This window comes from Streptomyces sp. SKN60 (genome assembly GCF_026236535.1).
Lineage (GTDB): Bacteria > Actinomycetota > Actinomycetes > Streptomycetales > Streptomycetaceae > Streptomyces.
In genome coordinates this window covers 307,439-324,896 of record NZ_JAHTMW010000002.1, presented here as the reverse complement: position 1 = coordinate 324,896, position 17,458 = coordinate 307,439, and the positions used below count along the sequence as shown (strand labels likewise).

Below are 17,458 nucleotides of genomic sequence, written 5' to 3'. Positions count from 1 at the left end.
TCCGGTAATCCTTTTCGGGCCCGTCGGCGGTACATGAGACCCTTGAGGTGACTCAGACCGCCGACGAAAGCCTGCTTGTGACCGCCACGGATCGCTCCATCGAGCTCGTCAACGCCGCCGCCCAGGCGGCGGCCGACCGGCTCGCTCACGACATCATCGCGTACGACGTCAGCGACGTGCTGTCGATCACCGACGCCTTCCTGCTCGCCTCCGCGCCCAACGACCGCCAGGTCAAGTCGATCGTCGACGAGATCGAGGAGCGGCTGCTCAAGGAGCTCGGCGCCAAGCCGGTGCGCCGCGAGGGCGACCGCGACGCCCGCTGGATCCTCCTCGACTACGTCGACATCGTGGTCCACGTCCAGCACAGCGAGGAGCGGGTCTTCTACGCCCTGGAGCGTCTGTGGAAGGACTGCCCCGAGCTGCCGCTCCCCGAGGACGCCGTGAAGACCCGCGGCAAGGCGGAAGAGCACGCCCGGCTCACGGGTGCCGAGGGAGCGGACGGTGAGCTGAGCTGACCAGCGGCAAGGGCGGCAACGGCCGCCGCATCGTGCTCTGGCGCCACGGCCAGACCTCGTGGAACCTGGAGCGCCGTTTCCAGGGGAGCACGGACATCGAGTTGACCGAGACCGGCGTCGCCCAGGCGCGCCGGGCCGCTCGGCTGCTCGCCGCGCTGAAGCCGGACGCGATCGTCGCCTCCGACCTCAAGCGGGCGGCGGCCACCGCCGCCGAGCTGTCCGCGCTCACCGGCCTCGCCGTCGCCCACGACTCCGCCCTGCGCGAGACGTACGCGGGGGAGTGGCAGGGCCTGACCCACGACGAGATCACCTCGAGGTACGGCGAGCAGTACGCGGCGTGGAAGCGCGGCGAGCCGGTGCGGCGCGGCGGCGGCGAGCTGGAGACCGAGGTGGCCGACCGGGCCGCCCCGGTGGTCCTGGAGCACGCCGAGAAGCTGCCCGTGGACGGCACGCTCGTCGTGGTCAGCCACGGCGGCACCATCCGCACCACGATCGGCCGGCTGCTCGAGCTGGAGGCCCGGCACTGGGAGTCCCTCGGCGGCCTGTCGAACTGCTGCTGGTCGGTCCTCGGCGAGGGCGCCCGCGGCTGGCGTCTCCTGGAGCACAACGCCGGCACGCTGCCCGAGCCGGTCCTCGGCGACGACGACTGAGCACCGCGTGTGGCCTGCCGGACCGATTTCACTTTCCGGCAGGTCACAGGCTAAAGTTCATCTTGTTCGCAGCGCGGAGCGCGAAGAACGCGCGGGGCTATAGCTCAGTTGGTAGAGCGCCTGCATGGCATGCAGGAGGTCAGGAGTTCAATTCTCCTTAGCTCCACAATCACCGGATCCCGTCCCCACCAGGGGGCGGGATCCGTCGTTTCCCCCGCCCCTCGCCCTCGCCCCCGCCTTCCCTCCGCACGTCAAGCACCGTTCAGCAGCAGGTCGATGGACCGCCGGCTCTCCTCGTCGTTCGGCGTGTAGGTGACGATCCGGCACTCCGGCATCCCGTTGATCGACAGCGAGACCGAGGTCATCCGTATCTCGCCCACCCGGTGGTGCCGGAAGGTCTTCACCCGGGTCCCCGGCGGCACCACGTCGCCGCTGCGCCACAGCTCCGCGAAGTACGGGCTCGCCTCGCTCAGCAACCGTACGAACGACTCCCACGCCGGCTCGCCCACATGACGCCCGTACGCACCTCGTAACTGGGCCACCATGAGCGGCAGCTCCAGATGCCTCTCGACCACCGGGCACTTGTCCGCGGGCATCGTGAACAGGCTCCACAGCACATTGCGCACGCCCAGCGGGCCGGTCCATGGCCTGCCGTCCTCCCGGAGGAACATCATCTCGTACGTCGCGTTCGTGGCCAGCACGTCGTACCGCGCGTTGTAGACCACCGCGGGAAGCGGCACCAGGGCGTCCAGGATGCCCTGGATCTCCGGGCCGGCCCCCACCACGTGCTCGGGCGCCGACTCCGGCTCGTACGGCACCTCCGCCAGGTGGTACAGATGCTCGCGCTCCGGCCGGTCGAGCCGCAGTGTGCGGGCCACCGCGTCGAGCACCTGCGACGAGGCGTTGATCGGCCGCCCCTGCTCCAGCCACGTGTACCAGGTGACACCCACCCCGGAGAGCTGCGCCACCTCCTCGCGGCGCAGCCCGGGCGTGCGCCGCCTCAGGCCCGGCGGCATGCCCACGTCCTGGGGCGTCACCCGCGCCCGCCGGCTCCGCAGGAACGCCGCCAGCTCCGGCCTCCGCCGCGTCTCTCCCGCCACTGCCACAGTCGTCACATCCCCCATGGTCGAGTCCCCGCGCCGCCGTTGCCAGGTGCTGTCAGTACCAGCATCGACGGGCTCTCGTTACCCGTATCCGGCCGGCGTCACGCTCCTCGTATGACGACGACCACCACACGTCCCGTACTCAGTAAAGACCCCGGCACCGACAACCGCCCCCGCGCCCTGCTCGCCGTCGTGCTCGCCGCCCAGTTCATGGCGCTGCTCGACGTCTTCATCGTCAACGTCGCCGCCCCCACCATCCGTACCGAACTCGCCGCCAGCGGCGCCGGAATCCAGCTCGTCGTCGCCGGATACACCATCGCCTACGCCGTGTTGCTGATCACCGGCGCGCGGCTCGGCGACCGGCTCGGCCACCGACGGGTCTACCTCGCCGGGCTGACGGTCTTCACCGTCGCCTCGCTCGCCTGCGGACTGGCCGCCGGAACCGGCCAGTTGATCGCCTTCCGGGTCGTCCAGGGCGCCGGATCGGCCCTGATGATCCCCCAGGTGCTCAGCCTCATCCAGCGCAACTTCACCGGCGAGGGCCGGGTCCGCGCGCTCAGCGCCTACTCCGCCGTGCTCGCCACCGGAGCGGCGGCCGGCCAGGTCGTCGGCGGCGTCCTCGTCAGCGCCGACCTGTTCGGCACCGGCTGGCGCCCGGTCTTCCTGGTCAACGTGCCCATCGGCCTGGCCCTGCTGGCCCTCGGCGCCAAGGTCCTGCCGCGCGACGCCGGCACCGGGGCCGAGCGGTCCCGCTCCCTCGACCTGCCCGGACTGCTGCTGCTCGCCGGCTCCGTCACGCTCCTCACCGTCCCCCTCGTCCTCGGCCAGGAGAAGGACTGGCCGCTGTGGACCTGGCTGTCCTTCGCCGGCGCGCTGCTCCTGTTCGCCGCCTTCGGCACGTACGAGGCGGGGCTCGCCCGGCGAGGCGGCGCCCCGATCGTCGCGCCCCGGGTCCTGCGCAGCCCCGGCATCGGCCGGGCCGTCGTACGGATCGTCGCCGTGATGGCCGTCAACGCGGGCTTCCTGTTCACCCTCACCCTGCACCTGCAGGGCGCGCTCGGGCACAGCGCGCTGCGCACCGGCCTCACCTTCGCGCCGACCGCCGCCGTCTTCGGACTCGTCGGCCTCACCTGGCGCCGTTGGCCCGCCCGCCTGCAGCCCTTCCTGGTGCCCGCCGGCTTCCTGCTCACCGCCGCCTCCTCGGTCGGCGTGGGCGCCGTCCTCAGGGACGGCGGCGCGGGCGGCTGGGTGCTCTATCCGGTGCTCTGCGCCATGGGCGCGGGTCTGGCGCTGGCCTTCAGCCCGGCCCTGACCGGCGCGCTCGCGACCGTACGGCCGGAGGACGCCGCCGACGCCAGCGGACTGCTCGCCACGGTGACCCAGCTCGGGCAGCTGATCGGCGTCGCCGCGTTCGGCGCGCTCTTCCTCGGCCGGATCACCGGGCCGGGGGCGCATGTGTCCGCCCACGCGCTGTGGGTATGCACCCTCGCGCTGGCCGCGGCGGCGGTCCTGGGTGCCTCGGCGAGCCTGCTCCGCCGACGACGCTGACCCCCTTGCGGGCCCATGGCAGAATCGGACCGCCGGTGGGGAAGAGGGTCCGGGCGGGAGGGAGCGCGCATGGCCGTGGACGGTGCCGACGAGGTCGCAGCCGACAGCCTCGCAGCCGATGCCGTCGCGGAATCCGTCCCCGGGCCGTGGAAGTCGCCCCTCACCCGTGCGGCGCGTGCCGCCTCCGTGACGGGAGCCGCATGATGGGGGCGCACCGGCGGAAGTGCGACTGGTGCGGCAGCGGGACGCCCATCGTCCGGGACATGGACCCCGTGAACCCCTCGTTCCAGTACTGGTGCGAGGAGTGCGCGCGGGCGCTGATCATAAAGGGCGACCCCATCGAGACCTACCGCGAGCTCGAAGGGGAGCCGATCTACGGCCGGCTCCTCGACGAGCACTGCACCCTGAAGCGGTTCTACTCGTTCGCGACGGCCTGAGGCTCCCGCCCCTGAAGCTCCCGCCCCTGAGGCTCCCGGGTCTCCTCGCGGGGCCCGGGGACCGTCTCCACCGGGTCCAGGCCGCCCGCCCGCCGCAGCGACAGCGCATAGCCGGCGAAGACCGCGAGCGCCGTCAGCGGATAGACCGCGGAGAGCAGCATCTGCCCGGCGTTCTGGTCGAGTTCGGGCCGGCCCGGGTCGTGCGGCACCCACCACAGCGCGAACGAGGCGAACGCCAGGGCCACCGCCCCCGTCACCAGCCACGCGCGCGTGGCGCGGTCGTACAGCAGGATCAGCAGCGGCACGCACCACACCCAGTGGTGCGACCAGGAGATCGGGCTGATCATCAGTGCCGCGAACGCCGTGACGACCACGGCCACCGCCCGGTCGCCGCGGACCGCCGCCCGTACCGCGAGCACCATGGCCGCGCCGCCCAGGAGGACCGCCGCGGCCAGCCACCACAGGCCCGGCGCGTCCGTGTGCAGCAGCCGGGCCAGGACGCCGCTGAGCGACTGGTTGGCGGTCTCCTCGGCGTGGCCGACCCGGCCGGTCTCGAACAGGGTCCCGGTCCAGAACCGCTTCGAGTCGGCGGGCAGCGCCACCGCCATCGTCAGCGTCGTCACCAGGAAGACGCCGGTCGCCGTGAGGCCCGTGCGGAGCCACTGGTTCAGGGCCCGGTCCCGGCGCCACAGCAGCAGCCCGGCGGCGAACAGCAGGACCACGAACAGCCCCGGGGTGAGCTTCACCGCGGTGGCCAGGCCGATGCCCAGACCGGCCCAGCGGCTGCCCTCGCGACGGGTCAGGTCCCACAGCACGGCCACCGCCACGAGCAGGTTGATCTGCCCGTACCGCAGCGTCGTCCACACCGGCTCGCACCACACCACGACCGCCGCGATCCACAGTGTGGTTCGCCACAGCTCGGCGCGGGCCGCCGGACGCGCCAGTGCCGGGCGGATCAGCCGCAGCGACAGCTGTACGAGCGCCACCACCAGGAGCAGGTTCCCCGCCGTGGTCAGCGTCCGCATCAGCGGCACGCCCACCAGCGTCAGCGGCAGGAACAGCACGGCGGCGAACGGCGGATAGGTCATGGCGAGGTTCGCCGAGGTGGCGCGCATCGCATAGAGGTCGCCGCCGGCCCGCAGCGTCTCGGCCTCGGCCCGGTAGACCATCACGTCCAGCATGTTCACGTGGGCGAGCCGCTGCGCCACCCAGAACGCCGTGAACGAGAGCAGACAGACCGCCGCGGCGACGGCCGGGGACCGGAGCCGGGCGCGGGACGGGGCGGGCGGGGGCGAGGAGGAGGCGGACACAGACGGCGACCCTACCCGCACCGCCGGACGGGCCCGCCAAATGGATTTGGCGAACGGACCGGCGGACGGTTACTGTTCTGTCCGTCGCCGCACGGGAAACCGGCGCGACACAACTAAACAAGGGGCTATAGCTCAGTTGGTAGAGCGCTTGCATGGCATGCAAGAGGTCAGGAGTTCAATTCTCCTTAGCTCCACAGAACCCGTACAGGGGGCTATAGCTCAGTTGGTAGAGCGCCTGCATGGCATGCAGGAGGTCAGGAGTTCAATTCTCCTTAGCTCCACAGAAGAGAAGTGGGCCGTCCACATCAGGACGGCCCACTTCTTCGTGTCCCGGCTCCTTACGGACGTTCCGGTGCCCGGTCTCGGCCCTGGTCCCGGTCCCCGGAACGTCGGTGCGGCCCGATCGGGCCCTGCGGTACCCTGACGCCATGCGTGCCGTACGCCTTCTGCTTAGCGAGCCGCGCTGATCAGTCCCGACGGATGAAGATCCGGTCGGCATCGGCGCGGCGTCCCCTCCTGTGCGAGGGGATTTTTCATTTCGTGGCAGTGCCGGCAGTGGGCAGAGACGATCGATGGAGCTTCAAGGACCATGACCGAGATCAACACGGCTGTCGAGACGGCGGCCCCGCATCGCTACACGGCGAGCCTGGCCGCCGACATCGAGGCACGCTGGCAGGACGCCTGGGACGCCGAGGGCACCTACGAGGCCCCGAACCCCAGTGGTGACCTGGCCGGGGACGCCGCCCTCGCGGCCCGCCCCAAGAAGTTCATCATGGACATGTTCCCGTACCCCTCCGGTGCGGGCCTGCACGTCGGCCACCCGCTGGGCTACATCGCCACCGATGTCTTCGCCCGCCACGCGCGCATGACCGGCCACAACGTCCTGCACACCCTGGGCTTCGACGCCTTCGGCCTGCCCGCCGAGCAGTACGCGGTGCAGACCGGCACGCACCCCCGCGTGTCCACCGAGGCCAACATGGAGAACATGAAGGTCCAGCTGCGCCGGCTGGGCCTGGGCCACGACAAGCGCCGGTCGTTCGCCACGATCGACCCGGAGTACTACAAGTGGACCCAGTGGATCTTCCTGCAGATCTTCAACTCCTGGTACGACGACGAGGCCGGGAAGGCCCGCCCCATCGCCGAGCTGGTCGAGCAGTTCGAGAACGGCACCCGTGAGATCCCCGGCTCCACGCGCGCGTGGAGCGAGCTGACCGCCGGCGAGCGCGCCGACGTCCTGGGCGAGTACCGCCTGGCCTACGCCTCCGACGCCCCGGTCAACTGGTGCCCCGGCCTGGGCACCGTCCTGGCCAACGAGGAGGTCACCGCCGACGGACGCTCCGAGCGCGGCAACTTCCCCGTCTTCAAGGCCAAGCTGCGCCAGTGGAACATGCGCATCACCGCCTACGCGGACCGCCTGCTCGACGACCTGGACGGCCTGGACTGGCCCGAGGCCATCAAGCTGCAGCAGCGCAACTGGATCGGCCGCTCCGAGGGCGCCCGCGTCGACTTCCAGGTCGGCGACACCGGCGCGATCACCGTCTTCACCACCCGCCAGGACACCCTGTTCGGCGCCACCTACATGGTGCTGGCCCCCGAGCACGACCTGGTCGAGAAGATCGTCCTGGCCGCCTGGCCCGAGGGCACCCACGACGTGTGGACCGGCGGACACGCCACCCCCGCCGAGGCCGTCGACGCCTACCGCAAGCAGGCCGCCGCCAAGTCCGACGTCGAGCGGCAGGCCGAGGCCAAGGACAAGACCGGTGTCTTCACCGGCGCCTACGCGACCAACCCGGTCAGCGGCGAGCAGGTCCCGGTCTTCATCGCCGACTACGTCCTGATGGGCTACGGCACCGGCGCGATCATGGCCGTCCCGGCGCACGACACCCGCGACTTCGCCTTCGCGCGCGCCTTCGAGCTGCCGATGCGCTGCGTCGTCGAGCCCAACGACGGCCGCGGCACCGACCCGGCCGAGTGGGACGACGCGTTCGCCTCCTACGAGGCGAAGCTGATCAACTCCTCCAACGAGGACGTGGCGCTGGACGGCCTGGGCGTCGTCGAGGCCAAGGAGCGGATCACCGCCTGGCTGACCGACCGCGGCATCGGCGAGGGCACCGTCAACTTCCGCCTGCGCGACTGGCTGTTCAGCCGGCAGCGCTACTGGGGCGAGCCCTTCCCGATCGTCTACGACGAGGACGGCGTCGCCCACCCGCTGCCCGAGTCCATGCTGCCGCTGGAGCTGCCGGAGGTCGAGGACTACTCGCCGCGCACCTTCGACCCGGACGACGCGGACACCCAGCCGGAGACCCCGCTGTCCCGCAACGAGGACTGGGTCAACGTCACCCTGGACCTGGGCGACGGCCCCCGGAAGTACCGCCGCGAGACCAACACCATGCCCAACTGGGCCGGTTCCTGCTGGTACGAGCTGCGCTACCTGGACCCGCACAACGACCAGAAGCTGGTCGACCCGGCCATCGAGCAGTACTGGATGGGCCCGCGCGAGGGCATGCCCACCGGCGGCGTCGACCTGTACGTCGGCGGCGCCGAGCACGCCGTGCTGCACCTGCTGTACGCCCGCTTCTGGTCCAAGATCCTGTTCGACCTGGGCCACGTCTCCTCCGCCGAGCCGTTCCACAAGCTGTACAACCAGGGCATGATCCAGGCCTTCGTCTACCGGGACTCCCGCGGCATCGCCGTCCCGGCCGCCGAGGTCGAGGAGCGCGACGGCGCCTACTGGTACGAGGGCGAGAAGGTCAGCCGCGTCCTGGGCAAGATGGGCAAGTCCCTGAAGAACGCCGTCACCCCCGACGAGATCTGCGGCGAGTACGGCGCCGACACCCTGCGCCTGTACGAGATGGCCATGGGCCCGCTGGACGTCTCCCGTCCGTGGGACACCCGCGCCGTCGTCGGCCAGTACCGCCTGCTGCAGCGCCTGTGGCGCAACATCGTCGACGAGACGACCGGCGAGGTCACGGTCGTCGACGAGGCCGCCGACGAGGACACCCTGCGCGCCCTGAACAAGGCCATCGACGGGGTCGCCCAGGACATGGCGGCGATGCGCTTCAACACCGCCATCGCCAAGATCACCGAGCTGAACAACCACCTGACCAAGTCCGGTGGCGCGGTGTCCCGCCCGGTCGCCGACCAGCTGGTGCGCCTGGTCGCCCCGCTGGCCCCGCACATCGCCGAGGAGCTGTGGCACCGTCTGGGCCACTCCGACTCGGTCGTCCACCAGGACTTCCCGGTCGCCGACCCGGCCTATGTCGTCGACGAGACCGTGACCTGCGTCGTGCAGATCAAGGGCAAGGTCAAGGCCCGCCTGGAGGTCTCCCCGTCGATCACCGACGCGGAGCTGGAGGCGCTGGCCCTGGCCGACGCGCACGTCGTCGCGGCGCTGGGCGGCGCGCAGATCCGCAAGGTCATCGTCCGCGCGCCGAAGCTGGTCAACATCGTCGCCGGCTGACGCTGTCGGCCGCTGATCCACGCCGTCCCCTAGGGGAGTGGTGGGGGCAGGTTGGGGGTTCATCTGGAACCACCGGCCTGCCCCTTCCGTTTACCGTGGAAGAACCACAATCCAGGCCGGAGGGGCGACGCTCATGGAAGCCGCGATCACGATCATGGCGCTGCTGTTCGTCGCCTTCGTGGCGCTCGGGATCTACGCCACGGTGAAGGTCGCCAAGGCGGCGAAGCGCGGGGTCGACCGCACGATCGACCAGGCCCGGCGCACGGTCGAGGACACCACGCTGCGCGCCAAGAGCCTCGGCCAGACCGGCGTCGCCGGCGAGCTGGCCCAGCTGCGTCTCTCGTTGCGCACCTCGATGCGCGCCACCCAGGACTCCCTGAACGCGGGGGTGGCCGAGGACGCCTCCCTGAAGGAGTCCCTCGACCTCTTCCAGCGGCTCAGCGCCCACGGGCGCGAGCTCGACGAGGACCTCAAGCGGCTGGAGCGCGAGCCGGACCGGGCCCACGTCGCGGCCCAGCTGCCCGAGCTGCGCCGGCGCACCGAGCAGATCACCCACTCCGCCGACGCGCTGCGCTTCGCCGCCCGCGACCGCGCCCGCAAGTTCGCCGAGGACGACCTGTCCTCGCTGAGCGCCCAGATCGACGTGGAGGCGGGCGCCCTGCGGCACTGGACCGGCACGGACGGCCTCGACGGGGCGACGGCCGGACCCGCGCAGAGCCAGGGGCAGAGTCAGAGCCGGCCGGGGGCGGCGAGCGGTCCGGCCGGACCGTCGGGGCAGCCGCAGGCGATCCAGGGGCCGGACCCGCGCCGCACGGCCTACCCGTGGGAGAAGTCGACCCGGCCCGAGACCACGACCTGAACCGTCGGCTCTCCGGGCGCCCGACCTCTGTGAGAGCCGTGCGGTATCGCCCGGGCGTACGTTCGTGCGCACGGCGGGCGGATTCCGTGCGGGTCACGGGTCGGACGGTGCCCGTGCCGGGGGCCCGGGCTGCCGTGCGGCGGCCCCTCCGGGTAACCTCCCGCTCATGTCCCGGCATGTCGCGATCGTCACCGATTCCACGGCCTACCTGCCAGCCCAGGCGATGGAGCGGCACGCCATCACCGCCGTTCCGCTCACCGTCGTCATCGGCGACCGCGCGCTGGAGGAAGGGACCGAGATCTCGGCCCGCTCGCTCGCGGACGCCTTGCAGAAGCGCCGACTGGTGACCACCTCGCGCCCTGCGCCCGAGGTCTTCGCGGCCACCTACCGGGCCGCCGCCGAGGCGGGCGCCCAGGGCGTCGTCTCGCTCCATCTGTCCGGCGAGATCTCCGGCACCTACGACGCCGCCGTGCTCGCCGCGAAGGACGCCCCCGTACCCGTACGGGTCGTCGACACCCGCATGGTGGGCATGGCCCTCGGCTTCTGCGCCCTCGCGGCGGCGCAGGTCGCCGACGCGGGCGGTTCGCTGGACGAGGCCGTCGCCGCGGCCGAGAAGCGGGCCTCCGGCACTTCCGCGTTCTTCTATGTCGACACGCTCGACTACCTGCGCCGCGGCGGCCGGATCGGCGCCGCCCAGGCACTCCTCGGCTCCGCGCTGGCCGTGAAGCCGCTGCTCGAACTCGAGGGCGGGCGGATCGAGCTGCGCGAGAAGGTGCGCACCGCGTCCAAGGCGATCGCCCGCCTGGAGGAGATCGCGGTCGAGCGGGCCGGCGCCGGAGCCGTCGACATCGCCGTGCACCACCTCTCCGCCCCCGAGCGGGCCGCCGCACTCGCCGAGCGGCTGCGCGAACGCCTGCCGGGCGTCGAGAACCTCCAGGTCACCGAGGTCGGCGCGGTCATCGGCGCCCACACCGGTCCGGGGCTGCTCGCAGTCGTGGTCTCGCCGCGCTGACGGACCGACATCCCCCATACGGGTGACGGAGTTTTCCACAACTCGGCGGTTGTCCACGGGAATCGACCGGCCCCGGCCGAGGGGTTCCGCGGCGGCCTACCGTCGATGTCATGACTCTTCGCACGCAGATCGCAACACGTCGTAGCGGCCCCACGAGCGGACCGGGCCGGGCGCCCGGCTCCGACGGCAGGTCCCGGGGCCGCGCCGTGGGCCCCAAGGCCCGCCGCCGGCGCACAGCCGGAGCTCTCGCCTCTCCTCCTTCGGTACGAAGCCGGGGCGAGGCCCTCTTCCCGTCCACCGCCCCACCACGCCCCGCCCCCGCGCCGCCCCCGGCCCCTCCCACGCCCCCGGCACCCTCTCCACCATCCTCGCCGCCGGCCCGTGAGCCCGAGGCGGACCGCGAGCCCGAGGCGGACCGGGAACGGGCCGGACCGCAACCGGAGCTGTCACGCGGGGAGCTGGCGAAGCTCGCGCTGCGGGACCGGCTGCCGTTGTGGGCGCAGTCCCGGTGCGGGCTCGAACGGCGCTCGCTGGCCGCGCTCACCGTGGTCCTGATGGTGGCCGCGGGCGGGGCCGGGGCCTACTTCTGGACGGGACGGCCGCAGCAGATCAGGGCGCCCGAGGTGGTCGCCGCGGCCCGGCCGCTGCCCGGGACCCGGTCAGCGGACACCGGTGTGCGCGGGGGATCGCCCGCCGACCCGAGCCCGAGTCCGCAGCTGAGTCCGAGTGCGGCGGCGGTGGTCGTGGTGGACGTCGGCGGAAAGGTCCGCACTCCCGGGGTGTTCACGCTGCCCGTGGGGTCGCGGGTCACCGACGCCCTGCGTGCGGCGGGCGGCATCCGCCCCGGCACGGATCTGACCGGGCTCAACCGGGCCCGGGTGCTGATGGACGGCGAGCAGGTCGTGGTCGGACTGCCGGCAGCCGCCGCCGGCGGTGGGGCGGGAGTCGGCGGTGCGGCGGGCGGGACCGCGGCCGGAGTGCCGGGGCCGGCCGCTCCGCTCAGCCTGAACACGGCGACCGTGGAACAGCTCGACGCGCTGCCCGGGGTCGGCCCGGTCCTCGCCCGGCACATCGTGGAACACCGGGTGGAGCACGGCGGGTTCCGGACGGTCGCCGAGCTGCGGGACGTCAACGGAATCGGCGCGCGCCGGTTCGCGGACCTCGCGCCGCTGGTCCGGCCGTGAGCGCCGTGGCGGAGGGGCCGGCGGATCTGCGGCTGGTGCCGCCGGCCCTCGCCGCCTGGGGCGGGGCGGCGCTCGCGGTGGGCGTGGCCGGCTGGTGGACGGTCGCGGGAGTGCTGCTCTGCCTCGGCGGAGCGGCGCTGCTCCTGGTGCCGGCCGCCCGGCGGGGGCTGCGGGCGACGGCCTGCGCGGGGGTGCTGCTCTGCGGGGCGGCGGGCGCGGCGTCCGCCGGACTGCACGCGGCCGACCTGCGGCGGGGGCCGATGCCCGAACTCGCGCGGGCCGAGGGGCGGGTGACGGCGGAGGTGACGGTCACCGCCGATCCGCGGCTCACCACCCCGAAGGTGCGCGGGAGCCGGACGGCGCCGGTGTCCGTGGTCCTGGAGGGCGAGGTGACCCGGGTCGAGGCGCGGGACGGCGCGGCGTACCGGACCAGGGCCCCGGTCCTCGTCCTGGTGACACCGGGGCGGGAACGTGCGGCGTGGCTGCGGCTGTTGCCGTCGACCCGGCTGCGGGTGACGGGCCGGGCGGCCGTGCCGGCCCGCCCGGGCGACCCGTTCGCGGCGGTGCTGCGGGCCGATGACGCCGGGCCGCCGCGGATCACCGGGCCGCCGAGCGCGCTCCAGCGCACGGCCGGCGGGCTGCGGGCCGGGCTGCGCGAGGCCACGGAGGGGCTCGCACCGGATGCCCGGGCGCTGTTGCCGGGCCTGGTGGTCGGTGACACCTCGCGGGTCGGTCCCGAGCTGAAGGGGGCCTTCGAGGCCACCGATCTGACCCATCTGCTGGCCGTCTCCGGCTCGAATCTGACCGTCGTCCTGCTGCTGCTCATCGGCAGGCCGGGCACGGCACAGCTGGTCGAGCGGGGCGGGCTGGCTCCCCGGATCGGGCTTCCGCTGCGGGGCACGGCGCTGTCCGGGGGAGTGCTCACGCTGGCGTTCGTGGTGGTGTGCCGACCGGATCCGAGCGTGCTGCGGGCGGCGGCCTGCGGGCTTGTCACACTGCTCGCCGTCGCGACCGGCCGGCGGCGCTCGCTGATCCCGGCGCTGGCCGCCGTGGTGCTCGTCCTGGTGCTCTACGACCCGTGGCTGGCGCGGAGTTACGGCTTCCTGCTGTCGGTGCTCGCCACCGGTGCGCTGCTGACCGTCGCCCCGCGCTGGAGCGACGCGCTGCGGCGGCGGCGGGTGCCGGGCCGGATCGCGGAGGCGCTGGCCGCGACGCTGGCGGCGCAGGCGGTGTGCGCGCCGGTCGTGGTGGTGTTCGCGGCCCGGGTGAGCCTGGTCGCCGTGCCCGCGAACCTGCTCGCGGAGCCGGCGGTGGCCCCGGCCACCGTGCTCGGGTTCCTCGCGCTCGCCCTCGCGGCGGTGTGGCCGGGAGCGGCGCAGGCGGTGGCCTGGTGCGCGGGCCTGCCGGCCGGGTGGATCGCGAAGGTGGCCCGCACCGGGGCCGGGCTCCCCGGGGCGGAGATCTCCTGGCCGGAGGGCTGGTGGGGCGGACTCCTGCTGGCGTTCCTCACCGGTCTTGTGCTGCTCGCCGTGCGACGGGTGCCGGGGCGCCGCTGGGTCGGTGCGGGCTGTGCGGTGCTGCTGCTCCTGGCGGTGGTGCGGCCGCCGCCAGTGGTACGGCTGGTCACGGGCTGGCCGCCGCCGGGGTGGGTGTTCGCGATGTGCCAGGTCGGGCAGGGCGATGCGACGGTGCTCGCGGCCGGCGGGGACACCGCCGTGGTGGTGGACGCCGGGCCGGATCCGGGGCCGGTCGACCGGTGTCTGCGCGAGCTGGGGGTGCGCCGGATCCCGCTCTTGTTGCTCACCCACTTCCACGCGGACCATGTGGCCGGGCTGCCGGGGGTGTTGCGCGGGCGGGAGGTGGGGGTGATCCAGACGACCGGCCTTGAGGAGCCGCCGGAGCAGGCGGAGTTCGTGCGGCGGACGGCGCACGCGGCCGGGGTGCCGATGGTGCGTGCCGGGGCGGGGGAGCGGCGCCGGCTGGGGCCGCTGGAGTGGTCGGTGCTGTGGCCGCCGTCGGGCGGGGGCCCGGTGGAGTCGGGGCCGAACGACGCCAGCGTCGCCCTGCTGGTGCGGGCCGCGGGCGGGGTGAGCCTGTTGTTGCTCGGGGATCTCGAACCCCCGGCGCAGCGGCTGCTGGCCCGGGCGTATCCCGGGCTGCGGCCGGTGGATGTGCTGAAGGTCGCGCACCACGGTTCGGCGCACCAGGACCCGGGGCTGATACGGGCGGTGCGGCCGCGGCTCGCGCTGGTGTCGGCGGGCCGGGACAACCCGTACGGACACCCCTCGCCGCTGACGGTGGGGGCGCTGCGGGAGGGCGGGGCGCGGGTGCTGAGCACGGACCGGGACGGGGCGATCGCGGTGAGCGGCGCGGGTGGCGGGCTCTCGGCGTACACGCTCCCGGGCGGGCCGGACCCCGTCTGAGTCATCTAAAAAAACCGTTGTAAAGGAATCTTTCTAAGGATACGTTTACATCATGACGGAGCAGCCTCGCAGCATCCAGCTCACCGATCCGCGCGCCCTGCGCGCCTACGCCCACCCGACGCGGATGACCCTCGTGGGCATGCTGCGCCGGGAAGGCCCGTTCACCGCCACCCGGGCCGCCGAGCTCACCGGAGAGTCCGTCGCCAGCTGCTCGTACCACCTGCGGATGCTCGCCAAGTACGGGCTCGTGGAGCAGGCGCCGGGCGGCAAGGGGCGGGAGAAGCCCTGGCAGGCGACGGCCCGGTTCACCGAGTGGCCCGACCACAGCGACGACGTGGCGGTCGCGCAGGCCGCCGACGCGCTCAACGTGGCCGCGGCCGAGGTGTACTTCGAGCGGATCGTCCGGGCCGTGGAGCACCGGCACACCCTGCCCCAGGAGTGGCAGGAGGCCGAGCGGTTCGGCGACACCCTGCTCCATCTCACCCCCGAGGAGCTCACGACCCTCGGTGAGCGGGTGGACGAGCTGCTGCGCCCCTACGAGGAGCGCGAGGCCGACCCCGCGCGGCGGCCCGAGGGTGCCCAGCCCGTGGCGATCGTCCACATCGCCTTCGTGGACCGGCTGCCCCCGGCCGGTGGGGAGGGGTGAGCGGTGGCCCTCACGGCGCGCGTGCCCGTACTGCTGCGGGAGAAGACCTTCCGCCGTTACTGGACCGGACAGACCGTCTCCATCCTCGGCGACCAGATCTCGCTCATGGCCCTGCCGCTCGCCGCCGTGCTCGTCCTGGGCGCGGACGCCGCCGAGATGGGCTGGCTGAAGACGGCCGAGCTGCTGCCGGCGCTGCTGTTCAACCTGCCGTTCGGCGCCTGGGTCGACCGGCAGGCCCGGCGGCGGCGCGTGATGATCCTCACCGACCTGGCCCGCGCCGCACTCCTGCTCACCCTGCCGGTCGCCTACCTCCTCGACCTGCTGACGCTCGGCCAGCTCTACCTGGTGGCCTTCGGGGTGGGGGCGCTCACCGTGCTCTTCGAGGTGTGCAACGCCACCCTGTTCGTGGCGCTCGTCCCCACCGAGCGGTATGTGCAGGCGAACTCCCTGGTCAACGGCAGCCGTTCGATGGCCTGGCTGGCGGGGCCGGGCATCGGAGGCGTGCTGGTGCAGGTGCTCACCGCGCCCCTCGCGCTGTTCGCCGACGCGCTCACCTATCTGCTGTCGGCGGGCTACCTCGCCCGGATCCAGCCGGCCGAGCCCGCCCCCGCGCCCGTCGAGAAGGGCCACTTCACCGAGGGGCTGCGCTGGCTGGTGCGGAACCCGTCGATGCGGGCGCTGTTCGCCGCCTCCGGCACGGTCCAGTTCTTCAACTTCATGTTCCACACCCTCTCCGTGCTCTACACCACGAAGGAACTCGGCCTGAACCCCGGCGTCCTGGGCGCGGTGCTCGGCACGGCCGCCGTGGGCGGACTGATCGGCGCGGCCTGCAGCGGAGCGGTGGTCCGGCGCATCGGCATCGGCCCCTCGCTCGTCCTCGGGTTCACCGGCTTCACCGTGCCGCTGGTGCTCATACCCGCGGCCCAGGGGCCGCTGCCGCTGGTCCTCGGGCTGCTCTTCGCCGCGGAGTTCCTGTCCTGCGCCGGCGTCATGGTGGTCGACATCGCGGCCGGCTCCCTGCAGATGGCGCTGATACCCGACGCCATCCGGGCCCGGGTGATGGGCGCCTACCGGATGCTCAACCACGGCTTCCGCCCCCTCGGCGCGCTCGCCGGAGGATTCCTCGGCACCGTCCTCGGACTGCGCCCCACCCTCTGGATCGGCACCGCCGGTGCGGTGCTCGCCGTGCTGTGGCTGCTGCCGTCGCCGCTGCCGCGGCTGCGCAAACTGCCCGAACAGCCCACGGAAGCGCCCGTGCCCGCGCGCTCCTGACACGGGAGTCGGGCTCCGGCCCACTCCGCCGAAAACGGACCTCCGGTAACACTTACGTCGTTTGCCTCGAACACGGCAAGGGTGATCGAATGCGTTTTCTCGTCAGGTTTCGTCGAAGCGAAAACGTCAGCTGGTCTTCCGGGGGTACGGAAAGTGTTCGGTCTGTTCGGCAAGCGTGGTGCGGGAGCCTCCAGGGGCGGTCCGCTGGCGGGCATCACGGTCCCGTCCTCGGCGGGGGTGCTCAGCTGCCGGGTCCTGGATCCGGTGGACGAGCCGGTCCGGCAGGCGGAGTTCACCGTGACCGACACGGCGGGGCGCAAGGTGCTGGCCGGGGAGACCGACCCGTACGGCAGCGTGCTCGCGACCGTGCCGGCCGGGGAGTACCGGGTCGCGGTGACGGCCGAGGGCTACACGCCGTACCACTCCAACGCCCTCGTCGAGGAGTCCGGGCACGCGGGCCTGGGCGACGTACGGCTCCGGATCGCGCCGCAGCAGACGCTGCCCGAGCCCGGCGACTGGGAGATCGACCCCACCCACTCGCAGATCGGCTTCACCGCCCGGCACATCGGACTGGCCCGGATCCACGGCCGGTTCAACAGCTTCGCGGGCGCCGTGCGGATCGCCGAGCGGATGGAGCAGTCGGCCATGCACGTCGTGATCGACGCGGCCTCCATCGACACCGGCGTCCAGATGCGCGACGACCACCTGCGCTCCGGCGACTTCCTCGACGTCGGCGCGTATCCGACGCTGGAGTTCTACAGCGACCGGTTCGTGCACCGGGGCGGCAGCCGCTGGGCCGTCACCGGCGCGCTCACCCTGCACGGCGTCAGCCGCACGGTCACCCTCGACACCCAGTACCTGGGCCTCGGCAACGGGCTGCAGGGCGAGACCCGCGGCGCCTGCCGGGCGACCACCGAACTGCACCGCGAGGACTTCACCCTCACCTGGCAGACCCTGCTCGCCCGCGGCATCGCGGCCATCGGCTCCAGCATCACCATCGACCTGGACATCCAGATCGTGCCCAAGGCGTCCTGAGCCG

General features: G+C 72.9%; 14 protein-coding genes and 3 tRNA genes. 15 read left to right on the top strand and 2 right to left on the bottom strand.

What is annotated here, in order from left to right; translation table 11 throughout:
- The first annotated feature begins 77 nt into the window (after positions 1 to 77).
- The 3 genes from rsfS (at position 78) to KV205_RS04590 (ending at position 1,331) form a co-directional block, all read left to right on the top strand.
- On the top strand, positions 78 to 515 hold the full coding sequence (rsfS, locus tag KV205_RS04600; protein ID WP_265862740.1) for a ribosome silencing factor: 438 nt from the start codon (positions 78 to 80) through the stop codon (positions 513 to 515).
- Positions 512 to 1,165, top strand: coding sequence for a histidine phosphatase family protein (locus KV205_RS04595; RefSeq protein ID WP_265862739.1), 654 nt, complete (start codon positions 512 to 514; stop codon positions 1,163 to 1,165). The genes rsfS and KV205_RS04595 overlap by 4 nt, the downstream gene beginning before the upstream one ends.
- 93 nt (positions 1,166 to 1,258) lie before the next feature.
- Positions 1,259 to 1,331: transfer RNA gene (locus tag KV205_RS04590), tRNA-Ala, on the top strand.
- An 85-nt stretch (positions 1,332 to 1,416) separates the two neighbouring features.
- On the opposite strand, the gene KV205_RS04585 is transcribed toward KV205_RS04590, so the two are convergent.
- Positions 1,417 to 2,289, bottom strand: a complete 873-nt coding sequence (locus KV205_RS04585) for a helix-turn-helix transcriptional regulator (RefSeq protein ID WP_374214623.1) — start codon at positions 2,287 to 2,289, stop codon at positions 1,417 to 1,419.
- Positions 2,290 to 2,382: 93 nt separating this feature from the next.
- Between KV205_RS04585 and KV205_RS04580 the strand changes: the two genes are divergently transcribed.
- Entirely contained in the window at positions 2,383 to 3,816 is a 1,434-nt protein-coding gene (locus KV205_RS04580) for an MFS transporter (RefSeq protein ID WP_265862314.1), read from the top strand.
- 203 nt (positions 3,817 to 4,019) lie between these two features.
- A complete protein-coding gene (locus KV205_RS04575) occupies positions 4,020 to 4,253 on the top strand; it encodes a hypothetical protein (RefSeq protein WP_265862737.1) in 234 nt (77 codons plus the stop codon).
- On the opposite strand, the gene KV205_RS04570 is transcribed toward KV205_RS04575, so the two are convergent.
- On the bottom strand, positions 4,232 to 5,563 hold the full coding sequence (locus tag KV205_RS04570) for a glycosyltransferase 87 family protein (RefSeq protein ID WP_374214622.1): 1,332 nt from the start codon (positions 5,561 to 5,563) through the stop codon (positions 4,232 to 4,234). The genes KV205_RS04575 and KV205_RS04570 overlap by 22 nt on opposite strands.
- A 121-nt stretch (positions 5,564 to 5,684) precedes the next feature.
- Here KV205_RS04570 and KV205_RS04565 point away from each other — a divergent pair.
- The 10 genes from KV205_RS04565 (at position 5,685) to KV205_RS04520 (ending at position 17,454) form a co-directional block, all read left to right on the top strand.
- A tRNA-Ala gene (locus KV205_RS04565) sits at positions 5,685 to 5,757 on the top strand.
- A gap of 14 nt (positions 5,758 to 5,771) precedes the next feature.
- Positions 5,772 to 5,844: transfer RNA gene (locus KV205_RS04560), tRNA-Ala, on the top strand.
- Positions 5,845 to 6,152: 308 nt separating this feature from the next.
- Positions 6,153 to 9,023, top strand: coding sequence for a leucine--tRNA ligase (leuS, locus tag KV205_RS04555; protein WP_265862312.1), 2,871 nt, complete (start codon positions 6,153 to 6,155; stop codon positions 9,021 to 9,023).
- Between the two features lie 133 nt (positions 9,024 to 9,156).
- Positions 9,157 to 9,882, top strand: a complete 726-nt coding sequence (locus tag KV205_RS04550; RefSeq protein ID WP_265862310.1) for a hypothetical protein — start codon at positions 9,157 to 9,159, stop codon at positions 9,880 to 9,882.
- A 166-nt stretch (positions 9,883 to 10,048) separates the two neighbouring features.
- Positions 10,049 to 10,894 (top strand): DegV family protein, encoded by an 846-nt coding sequence (locus KV205_RS04545; protein WP_265862308.1) that lies wholly within the window; start codon positions 10,049 to 10,051, stop codon positions 10,892 to 10,894.
- A 110-nt stretch (positions 10,895 to 11,004) separates the two neighbouring features.
- Positions 11,005 to 12,078: a ComEA family DNA-binding protein gene (locus tag KV205_RS04540; RefSeq protein WP_265862307.1), complete on the top strand. Its 1,074-nt coding sequence runs from the start codon at positions 11,005 to 11,007 to the stop codon at positions 12,076 to 12,078.
- Positions 12,075 to 14,501, top strand: coding sequence for a ComEC/Rec2 family competence protein (locus tag KV205_RS04535; protein WP_374214621.1), 2,427 nt, complete (start codon positions 12,075 to 12,077; stop codon positions 14,499 to 14,501). Before KV205_RS04540 ends, KV205_RS04535 begins: the two co-directional genes overlap by 4 nt.
- 52 nt (positions 14,502 to 14,553) lie before the next feature.
- The gene (locus KV205_RS04530) at positions 14,554 to 15,147 is read left to right on the top strand and encodes a helix-turn-helix domain-containing protein (RefSeq protein WP_265862306.1); all 594 of its coding nucleotides are present in this window, start codon (positions 14,554 to 14,556) and stop codon (positions 15,145 to 15,147) included.
- A 3-nt stretch (positions 15,148 to 15,150) separates the two neighbouring features.
- The gene (locus tag KV205_RS04525; RefSeq protein ID WP_265862303.1) at positions 15,151 to 16,419 is read left to right on the top strand and encodes an MFS transporter; all 1,269 of its coding nucleotides are present in this window, start codon (positions 15,151 to 15,153) and stop codon (positions 16,417 to 16,419) included.
- Positions 16,420 to 16,572: 153 nt separating this feature from the next.
- Positions 16,573 to 17,454 (top strand): YceI family protein, encoded by an 882-nt coding sequence (locus KV205_RS04520; RefSeq protein ID WP_265862301.1) that lies wholly within the window; start codon positions 16,573 to 16,575, stop codon positions 17,452 to 17,454.
- Positions 17,455 to 17,458 lie beyond the last annotated feature (4 nt).

Bases quoted from the DNA above. Each gene is read 5' to 3' on its own strand.
- KV205_RS04575 (WP_265862737.1), top strand. From the start codon at position 4,020: ATGGGGGCGCACCGGCGGAAGTGCGACTGGTGCGGCAGCGGGACGCCC.
- leuS (WP_265862312.1), top strand. From the start codon at position 6,153: ATGACCGAGATCAACACGGCTGTCGAGACGGCGGCCCCGCATCGCTAC.
- KV205_RS04530 (WP_265862306.1), top strand. From the start codon at position 14,554: ATGACGGAGCAGCCTCGCAGCATCCAGCTCACCGATCCGCGCGCCCTG.
- KV205_RS04585 (WP_374214623.1), bottom strand. From the start codon at position 2,289: ATGGGGGATGTGACGACTGTGGCAGTGGCGGGAGAGACGCGGCGGAGG.
- KV205_RS04580 (WP_265862314.1), top strand. From the start codon at position 2,383: ATGACGACGACCACCACACGTCCCGTACTCAGTAAAGACCCCGGCACC.
- KV205_RS04550 (WP_265862310.1), top strand. From the start codon at position 9,157: ATGGAAGCCGCGATCACGATCATGGCGCTGCTGTTCGTCGCCTTCGTG.
- KV205_RS04545 (WP_265862308.1), top strand. From the start codon at position 10,049: ATGTCCCGGCATGTCGCGATCGTCACCGATTCCACGGCCTACCTGCCA.
- KV205_RS04540 (WP_265862307.1), top strand. From the start codon at position 11,005: ATGACTCTTCGCACGCAGATCGCAACACGTCGTAGCGGCCCCACGAGC.